The following is a 13243-nucleotide window of genomic DNA, read 5'->3' as shown; positions in this document are numbered from 1 at the left end:
TATGTTTCTCGGGATAGGATTGGAATATGTAGATACGGTCTTTCAGACCATCAAAAACAGTGATTTCTCCCAGTACACCATTATCGGGATGAAGGCGCTGGCCGTGCTCTTCTTTCTGGTCAATATCCTAAAGAAATACAACGAGGGCATTGCTTCCACGGATGGGCATACTTGGGGCTTGACCCCAACGGAACTGGTCAAGAACTTTGCCATTGTCATTTTGGTCATTTTCTCTACACAGGTGTTGGGTGTCTTTGACGGCATTTTGGTGGCCATCGAAAACCAATACAGGGACACGGCCCCGGCGCTCCTCCCGTTACAGTTGCAGGATGTGGAACTGGAACAAGATGTGGGCGCCATGGAGGCCGCCAAAAAGGCGATGGCCATGTTGTACGAGGCCTTGGTCACCCCGTTGTACGGACTGAAGATGCTGGCATTTATTGTAGGTGTCATTTTATGGATGATGGACTTGTTCATTTATCCATTGTTTTTGGCGGAACGGTTTTTCCTGCTCGGTATTATGCAGGCATTCTTCCCCTTGGTCATCAGCTTGGCCGTGTTTGAAAAGTTCCGTTCGTTGGCCTACAATTTTTTTAAGCTCTATGCCGGGGTATATATGCTGGTGCCGGCCTTTTTTCTGGTGAACGTGTTCATCAACAACCTCTATACGGAGATCAACACCAACTTTTGGGAAAACCTGTTCGGCACGGACTGGGGCAATGAGTTCTTTGCCCCACTGATAGAATGTGCCTCCATTGGGTTTATCGTGTTCCTAAAGTTCAAGCTCTACCGCAAGGCCACCTCTTTTGTATTTAGACTATTTGTGGGCGGTTAACGCATTAATTAAAAAGAAAAGAAACATGAAAATACCCTATAAAAACATTTACGATATGCTCAGGACAAACCGTTTTATTGTCCTCTCTACGGTCATTGGTTCAGCACTGACCTGTATGGTTTCGGTGCTGATGGTCATCAAACTACACAGGGAAACAGTGAACAGTGCCTTTGTGGTCAACGGGAACGGAAGTGTCATCCCCCTAAAGATGGTATCCCAACGGGAAAACCTCGAAGTGGAGGCCAAGGCGCACTTGGAACTGTTCCACCGCTACTTCTATAACATCAACGCCAACAATTACAAGAGAAGTTTGGGAAAGGCCCTATGGCTCGGGGACAATTCCGTGGCCGACCTGTACAAGCAGAAACAGGCTGAAGGGGTGTACAACCGCCTGTTGCAGTATTCCTTGGTACAGGAAGTGATAAAGATAGAACCACAGGTGGACGTAAGGCAAGAACCTTATCGGTTCAGGGTTACCACTTTTTTTAAAATCAACCGGGGGTCGATAATCGACACTTATGAATTAACAACTTCGGGGAGCTTAATGCATGTGGACAGGAACTTTCCGCACAACACCCACGGGCTATTGGTAACGGATTTTTTTGAAAACACCTTAAAAAAGATTGACTATGAAAATGGAAAAAAATAAAATCGTATTTGCCTTGGTCATCGTTTGTATAGTCCTGTTTATCGGGGCGTATGCGGTCGTGTTCTTGGGCGGGGATGAAGAACGGACCGTTGAAGGTAACCAAGTGCCCGTACCCAAACTGGAAGAAGGTAGTCAAAAAGAATACGACTCCAAAATGGAAGCCCTGGAAGATTTGAAAGAAGAACGACAGGTGAATGCCCCAAGTATTTATGACGAACACCTGTTGGATTCTATGGGGTACTATCGCCCAGAGCTCGATAGCATCCATAAAAGACGGATGATCGATAGCGTATATGCCCTTGGGGAACAACGCTATCAAAGGCTAACGGCTTTAAAACATCTAGAGGCTAATGATTTTCAGGAGCCTGATCGAATACCAAGGGTTGATCCCGTTCAAACACCAAACAGGGTAAAAAAGGACACTACTGCAATAACTGAAAAAGAAAAAGAGGTCGCCGCCAAGGAACTTGGCTTGGAACACCAACTGTTCTTTGCTTCCGACCCCAAGGAGAATCCCATAACAAACAGCCACAATACCGATTCCCGGATTTATGTCCGTGTGGATGGCACCCAGACCATCAAACAACATTATCGGCTTCGGATGCGGCTTTTGAAACCTGCCCTGATCAATGGACGGCAGGTTCCGAAAAACACGCTTGTCTATGGCTTTGTCAGTTTTAAGCCCAACCGCACGATGCTGAATATTGAGCACATTGCTTCTCAAGCTATGACTTTTGAGGCTTATGACTTGGCCGATGGTAGTGAGGGCATCTATATCGAGAACAGTTTTCATGCAGATGCCCGGCAACAGCTCGTCGGGGATGTGGTAGACGACATTAATGTGGCCGGCGTACCGCAGGTCAGTAGCATCAAACAGCTTTTCAGGAGGAACAACCGCAATGTCAAAGTGACGGTGATGGACGGTTATCAATTAATCTTAAAACCAAAACAATGAGAACTACAATCATACTTTTAACAATACTTTCTTCGAGCTCGCTATGCGCCCAACAGGCATTGGACACCCTATATGCCAACGAGAAAAAGAACGTGGCCTTGTTTTTTGCCAATCCCATACGGCAGGGGATTACGGGAACGACTAATTTCGTGTTTACCTATAACCGTGAAAAAGAACAATATTTTGGGCTGTTACAGGCACAGCCCGGAGTGGAAAGTAACCTTTTGGTGGTAACAGACGATGGGAGCGTTTATTCCTATATCCTGAAATACGCCAAGACCCTTCCCAAATTGAATCACTTTGTCCCTAAATCGGCAAGCATCGGAAAGGAAATGCCAGTAAAAGCCATTCCTAAAACTTCTCAAAAAAAATTAGATAGTGTGGCCAGGCGTTTGGAATACTTTAAACGCTTTGGGGATTATTTGATAAAGTCAAAACCGAAACGCATAAAGACCAAACGAAAAAAGGGCATCAAGCTTCAGTTGCAAAAAATAGCCTACAACAGTTCGGAAACCTACCTCGTTATGGAAATTGCCAATAATTCAGGCATCGCTTTTGAAGTCGATTTTCTGAATGTGTACGGGGTCAGTGGAAACAAAAAACGGAAAGCTTCTTATCAAAAGCTTTTAATGAAATCTATTTATACCTATAAAATGCCTTCAAAAGTATGGAACAGTCAGTCCTTTCGGTTTGTATATGTCCTGCCAAAATTTGTACTCGGAGATAAGGAAAAATTGCAGTTAGAATTGCAGGAGTTGAATGGGAGCCGGAAAGTTACTTTGAAACACTAATGGCTTTTTGCTTGAATACATCCCAATATTCTGTAGGGATAAAGTTATATTTGTAACGAGTACAACACGTTGTAGTCAATAAATTAAATACAGTCCATAAATAAATATGTTTTTGACTGACTATATCAAAAAAAGAAACGGTGTATCGATTGGAAGTCCACGATCATTAAGAAACAATCTTTATCGTTCACTTGGTTCCAAAAACTTTTCCACATTTTGGAAGTATTGGAACCCTATTTTCGGATATTACCTGGGGAAGTTTATATTCAAGCCTTTAAAGAACATTTTTCCGGTTGCCATTGCTTTGTTGTTGACCTTTATTTTCTGTGGACTGATTCACGATTCTGTTACAACAGCCTTTCGTGGAAAAGTATCATTGTTCTTTTCAATTTGGTTTTTATTTATGGGGCTGGCAGTCTTGATAACCAAATCCCTTAAACACAATTTTCAGAACGAATTTGGATAATACGTGCATTTATTAATTTGGGTATCATAAGTGTCTGTTTGGTATTGACTATCTGTATTACTAAATTTTTGACGGCAGGGGTTTAAAAAAATGTATAAATAGGTACCATAAGTACAAAAATTGAGGTGTTTTCAAACCACTATTTTGTTTTGGTTTAAAAAAACCTATAAATTTGTATCATGAGTACTAAAAAAGGACTTAAAATAAACCAATTACTGCAATCCCAACCATCGGGTACGGTGTTTCTGTCCTCATGGCTTGTTGAACATGGTTATAGTCACGACCTTTTAAGAAAGTACAGGGAAAGTAACTGGTTGACCTCTATAGGCTCAGGGGCTATGATAAGAACCGGTGAAGAAGTAGGATATGAAGGTGCTCTATACACATTACAAGAACAATCAGGGCTAAGCGTGCATCTTGGAGGGAAAACAGCTTTGTCTTTACTTGGAAGAGCACATTATTTGGATTTTAATGTCAAAAAAATATTCCTGTTCTGCAAAAGTGGCAGCAAACTTCCAACATGGTTTTTAAATTATGATTGGGGATATAAAATAGAGCAAATAAACACCTCTTTCCTTCCCTCTGATATAGATCTGTCCTCTATAGAGCAGAAAACATTTTCCATAAAAATAGCAAACCCGGAAAGGGCTATTTTGGAATGTCTTTTCCTAACCCCAAAAATCCATTCGTTTTTAGAATGCTACGAACTTATAGAGGGGCTGAACAACCTAAGGCCAAACCATGTACAAACCTTGCTTGAACAGTGTACTTCCGTCAAAGTAAAACGATTGTTTTTATATATGGCCGAAAAGGCAAATCACAATTGGTTCAATTACATAAAAACTGAAAAAATAGATTTGGGCAGCGGAAAACGGGCTCTTCTGAATGATGGAATCTATATACCGAAATACAATATAACCGTACCCAAAGAATTGGAAACTTAATGGAGATCAGAAATGTGTATAAAACCCAAGTATCACTTTTGTTAAAGGTGTTACCGGAGGTAGCCAAAGAAAAATGCTTCGCCCTACATGGCGGTACGGCTATAAATTTATTCGTCAGGGAAATGCCAAGATTGTCTTATCCAAAGTAAATCGTTATCCAAAGCTCCTTTTTCACTCCTTATTATTGGTATTGATAATCAGTGATTTACCCTATTTACTTTTCAAAACTGCTTATTTCAACCCCCAAAGCACAAATAAAACTAGAAGTCAACCAAGCCAATAGAGGCGTAATTAATGGTACTAAGGAAATGACGCTTTGTGAAAAAGCACAAGATGAATTTGCAGCATTCAGTGCTATTGATGTAGTCTCATTAAGCCAACTTTATGGAGGTAAAATATGTGCTGCTTTGGACAGGCAACATCCCAGGGATTTGTTCGACATCAAATATTTAATGGAGAATGAAGGGTTTACAAATGAAATAAAAAAAGGCTTTTTACTTTGTTTATTGGGCGGCAACCGTCCTTTGCACGAAATGCTCAATCCCAACCTCACTGACCAAAGACACGCTATGGAAAATCATTTTGATGGAATGAGTTATGTCCCATTTTCTTATGAAGATTTTGAAGAGGCCAGAACTCAACTTATAACAGCCGTCAAAGAGTGTCTAACAAAAAAAGACAAAGATTTTCTATTGGGCTTCAAGAGCCTTACACCAGATTGGGACATCTACGATTTTGAAAAATTCCCTGCTGTTCAATGGAAGCTACAAAATCTTATTAAACTTAAAAATAGTAACCCGTCAAAATACAATGAATTAGTTGGAGCCTTGAAAAATGTATTGTACTAACGGAAGCTTTCCTGTCCCGAATTCATTCTATTTTTGGGACAGTGTGAATATGAAATTAAGGTAAATATTATTTATGATAAACCCCTATAATATTCTCAAACCTCAAAAAACATCAATTACCATCAAACCATATTTCATGATCAAAAAAGGAAAAATGTTGTACCTATGTTGTACCTGCGTCAAAATTCAGGCTAAATTTTAACAAAAAAAGCCGAAGATTTCTCTTCGGCTTTTCGTGCGGGTGAAGGGACTCGAACCCCCACACCTTGCGGCATCAGATCCTAAGTTCTACTCGATTACCCTGAACCCCAGCCAAAGGGAGCTGAAGGCCATCGGGGATTCCCCGGAAGCCCTGAAACGCTATACCCGTGAAGCGATGAAGGAGTATGCCAAGGCTTTTAACCGTGAAATTGATGGAAAACCCGTAAGAGTGGATGATATTAAGTATTACGCCAAGGTAGAACGACAACGTATCTTTAAGGGAACCGACAAACAGATACGGGAAAATCAACCCTATGCCACCAAGATTTTGGAACTGAAACAGGAAATCCGAAACATTGAAAGCGGTGAACATACAGGGAGCACCAAAAAGCTTGAAAAAGAAATACAACGTTTAGAAAAAGAAGCACCGCATCAGTTGAACGGCAAACGAATTATCCGGGGCATGTCCAAATCGGGACCGCAGAGCCATATCCATATCATTGTCAGCCGAAAGGATGCTTCCAACCGCTACAACCTATCCCTGGGGAGCAAGTATAAAGCTTCAGAAGTGAAGATGAACGGCAAAACCGTAAAACGTGGCTTTGACCGGGACACCTTTGTCAAAAATGCGGAAAAGACCTTTGACAAAATATTTGACTATAAACGGAACTATGTAGAGACCTATCGGGCAAAAAAAACTTTTTAAAAGACCCCGAGCTGTATTTTTCCACGATAACAAAACTTCCGACCAATGAAAAAGCAGTTGCCTTTAAATTATTGCAACAATCCGGGGTCAACACCGCTTTGTTGAGCATACCGACCAACAAGATCCAGCTGACCATCAAGGCTATCAACAAACTGAAAAAAGGCATTGGAAATGCCATTGATTCAGGCTCGATTGGAATATGAATTGGCAGCCGGAACATATCATCCTTTATGTTGTCGTTCCTATTTTGTTTATGGGAACAATGCTGTATGGATTACTATTTGGGGAAAAGAAAGAGCAAACGGATAAAAAATATAAGGTACGTTTCAAACTAAGGAACGGTAGGTTCAAGGCAGACAATATCCGCAGGGGAGCTTCGGTCATCGGTTCTGCAGGGAGTGGCAAGACGGAAAGCGTGGTCTATAATTTTTTGCAACATTTTAGCAAGTACGGTTTCTGTGGGGTGATCCATGACTACAAGGATTTTGAACTGACCGAAATCGCCTGTCCGTTTTTCAGGGAAAGGAACATTCCATTTTATACCATTGCCTTTGACGACACCCATTACCGGGTAAACCCCATTGCCCCGAAATACCTGCCCAATGAGGAAAGCGTCAACGAAGTGTCACGGGTACTGATGGAAAACTTGTTGGAACAGGACCTCTCCCAAAACACAGGAAGCAACAAATTCTTTTCCGATGCCGTGGAAGGGCTGTTGAGCGGAATGATCTGGAAAATGAAGACCGCTTACCCCGATTACTGTACCTTGCCTCATATTATTGCCCTGTTTCAGTCAATAAGCACAAAAAAACTGGTGGCGTTCCTGAAATCGGATTTGATTTCCCGGAGTATGGCCAGTGCCTTTATCAATGGCATTGAATCGGAAAAGCAAACGGCAGGGGTCAAAAGTACCCTGGCCAATGCTTTTAAAAAAATCGGTTCCCAAAAACTGTTCTATGTGCTGTCCAAGGATGAAGTGCCCTTGGATATCAATAATCCCAAGCACCCGGCCGTGGTTTCCCTGGTCAATAATCCGAAATATGATTTGGCATACTCCCCTGTCATTGCTATGGTGATGCATACCATTATCAAACAGATGAGTGTACGCGGCAGAAAATCCTCATTTTTGTTGATGGAAGAGGCACCGACCCTGAGACTGCCCAATATGCACCGAATTCCTGCTACATTGAGAAGTTATGGTATTTGTACCGTGTATGTAATGCAGGATAAGGTACAGAACGATTTGCTGTACGGGGACAAGGCCAGTAAGGCCATTTTAAGTAACTTGTCCTACCAATTCTTCGGAAAGATGAACGACCCAGACACCGCCAAATACTACGAACGCTTTTTTGAAATCATCAAAACGCCGACCAAAAGCATCAGTAAAAGTAGCGGTATGAGTTTTGAAAGCCGTGTTACAAGAGGGGAGAGGGAGGTTTCGAAACGAAGGGCGGATTTGTTTTTTCGGTTAAAACAGGGAGAGTTTATCGCTTTTGCGGATGGAAAGGATAAAAAGGTTCGGTTTAAACTCCAAGCTATCGGTAAAGAAAGGCCAAGGCAGAAAGTACGATATGCCCTAACTGACTTAGCCAATAATCACGAACGAATCTATAGAGAAGCCATATCTATATTTAGTCGTTTTTCTCCAAATTCAAAAAGTTAATACAAAACCGAGGACGTTTCCCTAAAGCAGCTCAATCATCGGTTCATGATTGATTACGAGCAATATTATTTATCTCAGTTTATGAAACGCTTTAAAAAACTGTGCAAGCCCGTCTTAAAAATGAAATGGATTGAAATATGGTATAACCGTAAAAGATTACATTCTTCATTGGGCTACAAAACCCCTTTTGAAGTCGAGCAAGAATTTTATCAAATTAAATATGTGGCATAGTCCTTAAAAAAATGTCCGACTTTTTGTTGCAAGTCCAAAAATACCCGTTCATATGATTTAATACACCGATTGTTTAATAATTGATGCCACTTATTTGTATTTTATTTTTTTCGGAATTTTTAAACGACATTTATTATTAAGGAAGAGACAAGCAATGCATATGAGAAAATATGATACGCCAAAAATAATGTCTTTCTGGAGATTTCTTAAAAAAGTGATAAAAACAAGCATTTTAACAATATAAAAAATATTTACTTATCGCATCAGTAATTACCTCTTGCAATAACGATGACAATTATATGTTGCAAGATAGCACTATTGCCGTAGAAAGCGTATTCAATAGTAAGCCACTGGCCTAATCCGGCACTTTTATGGAGCCTGGGCACCACCCATGATTTTCCCCGGTCAATCCGTATTATGTGGCAAAAAATCAAACCTTGACATTTGCCATCGTGTACGGTTGGAGTAATAACCTGTTTTTTGTTCCCGAAAACTTGGGTATTGGGTTGTACAGCGAAGACGGTACGCCCATTGAAGGTGATGTGTCTTCCAAAAAAATTATGGGACAATGGTACAAGGGCAAACCAAGCGCCCGGAACGGCCGAAAACCCAATCAAGGATATCAAAGAAGTAGGGATTACTGATGACTATGGCAATGCCTACTTGGCAGCAAATCAATTGATGAACGTGTCACTTGAATACCAACGGTAACCCCATTCAGTCCGTACCCAACCCGAATGAATTCAATGCAAAAGCTCTCTCCCGATGTTTCGGGACTGCCCATCCTTAAAATAAAGTGAATGAGAATTTTTCCGGCACTCCCGCCTTTGGCGGGTTAGAGGCAAATGGTGGGAAAATTGAAAATAGAATAATGCACAACAGGTGAAGTAATTTTAAATGGTCACCCCCTGTAATAACCTTTGAGTCTTGTTTTACTGAATCTGCAAGTAAGCTGAGTTCTACGCTCCTTTGGGAAGGATTGTGGTTTATCACTTATTGCTGTAGGGTGCAATAATGGCGAAAAAGGTTCAATGAACGATAAAGCAGAGCATTTAACGAATAATTTCGCTTAGTATGATGGGGTATCAACTTTAATTAATCACAAACCACCTTTCTTTGCAAAAAGTCAAGGTCTGAAGAACCTTCAGCATAACCCCAATCTTAATCTCTGAAGATAATAGTACGATACTGAACTTAGCTTGTTTTGTTTTTTTATAGAACTTTTACAAGAATATTTATTGGAATGTTATTAAAGGAAGTGACAAGCGGATCGTGTAAGAAAATACAGTCATATATTGAAGATGTCCAGTACATAAAAGGATTGGCAAAAGATAAAGCCCCCTGCAAAGACTATAAAAAGCTTTTGTGTAGTAGTAGGTTTGTCAATATAATTGGAGAGATTGGATTAAATATTTTGGAGTGGAAATTCGAAGGCAGTAATAGCAACTTTACGCTATTAAGTTCTAATTACGGTTACGGCACGCCAAATTTAATGTCTTTCAAGAGATTCCTTGAATCTGTTAAAAAGTGCTTTGTTGAATATTTTACAGATGTATTGTTGGCCTTTATGCAAAGCACAAATACTTTAGGGGTAAATAATAGGGCTGGGCAATGCCTTCAATTTTTTATGCCTTTGGCTCTAGATTATGGGCAAGCCCATTATTATGTGGCATTATATATCTGCCCTATAAATAATGGTTTGTTATACGAAGATTTTTATTATGTGGCGATACCGCTTAAAAAGTACGAGAGCGAATCTGTTTTGTTCTCTGTGTTGGTTGATATGAAAAGAAATTCAGAAATCACAAAACTTGTCAGGGATAAATGTGCTGGAACACCATATATCAATAATATACTTACCCGAAAACAAATAACGGTTTTTAATCTTATTATGGAGAATTATAGTTCTAGAGATATAGCCAAAATGTTGGGTAAGTCACATAGTAGCATATTAAAATATAACATCAGGATTTCCAGTTTGATCAGCGATTTTTTTGAAAAGCCGTTTAACACGGTGTACGATGCTGTGGCCTATTATAAAAAATGTTTTTGTGTATCATAAAAAAGGAGGAAGAAGAAAACCCTGGTTGTATTTAGGATAAAAATCAGGGTTGTTCAAAACTGTGCAAAAGGGTTTAATGTAAAGGTCTTTTGAACTATCAAAAAGTATTAAGATAAGTATGAATTTATGTTTAATATTTAAAAAATGTATCATGAAAAAAAAATATTTTATTTTATTAATAGGTTTGGCTGGACTGGGCTGTTTTAACCTTAATGCCCAGCAAGAGGTGACTTGTGGTGAGTGGGAAAAACTTAATGTGGGCTTTGATTACATTTTTAGGGGAATTGAATTTCCGGAAGATCAAAACGATATCGCCTATGCTGCAGGCGAATCTTTAACTTACAATGGGGACGGAATTGTCATAAAAACTATCGATGGAGGAGATACTTGGTCACAAATTTGGTTTGGTGAAGATCAGGGTCTGAAGGGAATAAGTTTTCCGACCCTCAATACAGGCTATGTTGCAGGATGGGGAGACTATTTTGCAAAAACTACCGATGGTGGTGCTACATGGCAGCAACAAACCCCAATATCTGATGTCTTTTTTTACAGGAATATGGTTTTTAAAGATGAGAACAATGGTGTAATTACTGCACAAACCACTACAGGTTCTGCTGTGTATTGGACAAACGATGGGGGTCAAACTTGGGCTGAAGGTACCGGCTTGGCTTCTGTGCCCTATCAAATCACTTATGTTTCTGGAGATACTTATTTTATAGTTACAAATGGTGGCCAAATTCAAAAATCTATTGATAATGGCGCCTCTTGGACAACGGTGTTTACAGGAACGCCAGAGTCTCTTATAGGGATTGAATTTTATGATGACATGGTGGGTGTTGCTACCGGCGATGATGGGGTTATTTACAAAACTGCTGATGGTGGTACTACGTGGGAATCACAAACGGTTGGGGAAGGTTCTGAGCTATGGCGTGATATTGCTTGGGAGGATGATGCCAATAAGTTGACCTTGGTTGGAACTCCGGAACAAATTTATGAATCTGAGGATGGCGGCCAGACATGGCCCATAGACAATACTGATGTGTCTGATTATTATTCTGCGCTTTATGAAGTACTTTATACAAGTAACGGCACGGGGTATATAATTGGTTCCCAAGGGGTGTTCTTTCGAAAAAAATGCGAAACCACCTTAAACATAGATAGCAACTTGTTTGGTCAAGATCTTTCTATCTACCCAAACCCTATGCGTGATATATTGAACTTAAGGTCATCTACTTTTGATATCGAAAAGGTTATTGTCCATGATGTTTTGGGTAAACAGGTAGCAACAATTTTAATTGATGATAGATTTGCATCTATCGACTTGTCAAGCCTTAAGCCTGGGATTTATCTTTTAAAAATTTCAGCTATCAACACGACAGTTATAAGAAAAGTGATAAAAAAATAGTTAAATATCCGTATCAATGGAAATAGAAGGCATCAATTTTTAAAACATAATTATGAAACATAGCCCGTTGTGCATTATGAATCTACTGCCTCGGGGCAAGTCCCCTGAAATTCCTTTGGGAATATTTCACAGGGACAAGCCTGTCATGATTGACTTTAATGCAAATTACAAAAAATAGTACTGAGGAAAATATCAACTGAAAGTTTACTCCCATACCAAGGGTATAACCCGCGGGCAGCTTGGAAAAAGTTTAAATGAATTCTGTTATTAAGATCATTACAGATTAAAAATCTCAATACGTAGGACAGGTCAATAACATATTTATAGTGTATTTATAGCGTATATATAACGTATTTAACATATAAAAAACATATTATAACCCCATGATGATTTCAATCCTGTTGTTTACAAGTATTTTACATCAAAAAACACAATGGGTTTATATATTTTGCCATAATGATAATCACAATGAACAAAGCTATTGTGACCCAATAATCTTCAACAACAATAAAAGACATAAAAAAAACAAGAAAATACATACTTTACCAATAGCTTCTGATAAAAAAGCCTTAAACCACCTTTATAAAAATGTCTTGTCATACAATATATGTGGCTTCTTTTTTAGAGGTTTTTGTAAAAATTTTATCATGAAAAAAATACATTTTTTAATAAAGAAAATTTTTATTTTTCCATTAGTACTCATTGGTAAAGCCATGAGTTTGTCAGTGATTAGCTTATGCCTATTAACGATGGTTCTATTCTTTTATGATTTTTTGGAAGAGTTCACTATTGATATCTTTATAATTTTATTCATTGTCAGCAGCTTTATTTTTACTTTCGCCATCTATGCTGAAAACAAGGATGCTAAAACACAATCCCATTTGAAATAATAGGGACATAAACCCGTTGTGCATTATGATTGAAAAAAGAAAAAGTTGTTCATTTGACTGATAGTCAGCAAATTGTTTTTGCGATAAAACATTTACAATGAACAACTTAAATGCAAATTACGAAAGAATATTGGAAGTGCTAAGAAAAATATCAAAAGAAAAACTGCTCCCATACCAAAGGCGAAGCCCTCGGATGAGTGATTTGGAAGTAGTAGGATTGTGTTTAACCGCTGAATATAAGGGGATTGACAGTGAAAACCACCTTTTCCGGATGCTCTCTGGCCATCTTGCCAATAAGATTGAACGCAGCGTGTACAACCGTCGCTGGAGGCGCTTAATGCCCTACTTGGACAAGATACGGGGGGCTTGGCCAGGCATTTCAACGAGTTTGAAGATTATTTTGTTGTGGACAGTATGCCGTTGGAAGTGTGCAAGCTCTCCCGTTCATCCCGTAGCAGGGTCTGCAAGGAAGAGGGTTATGCTTTCCCGGACAAAGGGTGCTGTGCCTCACAGGGCCTTTATTTTTATGGGTATAAGCTACATGCGGTCTGCTCTGTGGGTGGGGTGTTCCAAAGCTTTGACCTGAGCCCGGCATCT

The 13243-nt window shown here is 39.6% G+C and carries 13 protein-coding genes and 2 pseudogenes; all 15 read left to right on the top strand.

What is annotated here, in order from left to right; genetic code table 11:
• The first annotated feature begins 1 nt into the window (after position 1).
• Complete coding sequence (locus OOZ15_RS18150) at positions 2 to 835, top strand: hypothetical protein (RefSeq protein ID WP_265957868.1); 834 nt, start codon at positions 2 to 4, stop codon at positions 833 to 835.
• Between the two features lie 25 nt (positions 836 to 860).
• On the top strand, positions 861 to 1484 hold the full coding sequence (locus OOZ15_RS18145; protein WP_265957867.1) for a conjugal transfer protein TraK: 624 nt from the start codon (positions 861 to 863) through the stop codon (positions 1482 to 1484).
• Complete coding sequence (gene traM, locus OOZ15_RS18140; RefSeq protein WP_323053944.1) at positions 1471 to 2439, top strand: conjugative transposon protein TraM; 969 nt, start codon at positions 1471 to 1473, stop codon at positions 2437 to 2439. The genes OOZ15_RS18145 and traM overlap by 14 nt, the downstream gene beginning before the upstream one ends.
• Positions 2436 to 3230 (top strand): DUF4138 domain-containing protein, encoded by a 795-nt coding sequence (locus tag OOZ15_RS18135; RefSeq protein ID WP_265957865.1) that lies wholly within the window; start codon positions 2436 to 2438, stop codon positions 3228 to 3230. The genes traM and OOZ15_RS18135 overlap by 4 nt, the downstream gene beginning before the upstream one ends.
• A gap of 112 nt (positions 3231 to 3342) precedes the next feature.
• Positions 3343 to 3696 carry an MBOAT family O-acyltransferase gene (locus OOZ15_RS18130; protein ID WP_265957864.1) on the top strand — a complete coding sequence of 118 codons (354 nt, stop codon included), beginning with the start codon at positions 3343 to 3345 and terminating at the stop codon, positions 3694 to 3696.
• 179 nt (positions 3697 to 3875) lie between these two features.
• Positions 3876 to 4640 (top strand): type IV toxin-antitoxin system AbiEi family antitoxin, encoded by a 765-nt coding sequence (locus tag OOZ15_RS18125; RefSeq protein WP_265957863.1) that lies wholly within the window; start codon positions 3876 to 3878, stop codon positions 4638 to 4640.
• On the top strand, positions 4640 to 4789 hold the full coding sequence (locus OOZ15_RS20465; protein ID WP_416337326.1) for a nucleotidyl transferase AbiEii/AbiGii toxin family protein: 150 nt from the start codon (positions 4640 to 4642) through the stop codon (positions 4787 to 4789). Before OOZ15_RS18125 ends, OOZ15_RS20465 begins: the two co-directional genes overlap by 1 nt.
• A 51-nt stretch (positions 4790 to 4840) precedes the next feature.
• Entirely contained in the window at positions 4841 to 5488 is a 648-nt protein-coding gene (locus OOZ15_RS18120) for a nucleotidyl transferase AbiEii/AbiGii toxin family protein (RefSeq protein WP_265957862.1), read from the top strand.
• A gap of 265 nt (positions 5489 to 5753) precedes the next feature.
• Positions 5754 to 6598, top strand: a pseudogene (gene mobB / locus OOZ15_RS18115) (MobB family relaxase); the annotation flags it as partial.
• A complete protein-coding gene (locus OOZ15_RS18110; RefSeq protein ID WP_265957861.1) occupies positions 6595 to 8058 on the top strand; it encodes a type IV secretory system conjugative DNA transfer family protein in 1464 nt (487 codons plus the stop codon). The pseudogene mobB and the gene OOZ15_RS18110, both read left to right, overlap by 4 nt.
• 650 nt (positions 8059 to 8708) lie before the next feature.
• A complete protein-coding gene (locus OOZ15_RS18105; protein WP_265957860.1) occupies positions 8709 to 8933 on the top strand; it encodes a hypothetical protein in 225 nt (74 codons plus the stop codon).
• A gap of 599 nt (positions 8934 to 9532) precedes the next feature.
• Complete coding sequence (locus OOZ15_RS18100; RefSeq protein ID WP_265957859.1) at positions 9533 to 10351, top strand: hypothetical protein; 819 nt, start codon at positions 9533 to 9535, stop codon at positions 10349 to 10351.
• Between the two features lie 151 nt (positions 10352 to 10502).
• A complete protein-coding gene (locus OOZ15_RS18095) occupies positions 10503 to 11756 on the top strand; it encodes a T9SS type A sorting domain-containing protein (RefSeq protein WP_265957858.1) in 1254 nt (417 codons plus the stop codon).
• 647 nt (positions 11757 to 12403) lie between these two features.
• Complete coding sequence (locus OOZ15_RS18090; protein WP_265957857.1) at positions 12404 to 12646, top strand: hypothetical protein; 243 nt, start codon at positions 12404 to 12406, stop codon at positions 12644 to 12646.
• Between the two features lie 97 nt (positions 12647 to 12743).
• A pseudogene (locus tag OOZ15_RS18085) lies at positions 12744 to 13243 on the top strand (transposase family protein); the annotation flags it as partial.

Source organism: Galbibacter kalidii (assembly GCF_026241135.1).
Lineage (GTDB): Bacteria > Bacteroidota > Bacteroidia > Flavobacteriales > Flavobacteriaceae > Galbibacter.
The sequence above is the reverse complement of the archived record's forward strand: the minus strand, read 5'-3'. Positions and strand labels throughout refer to the sequence as shown.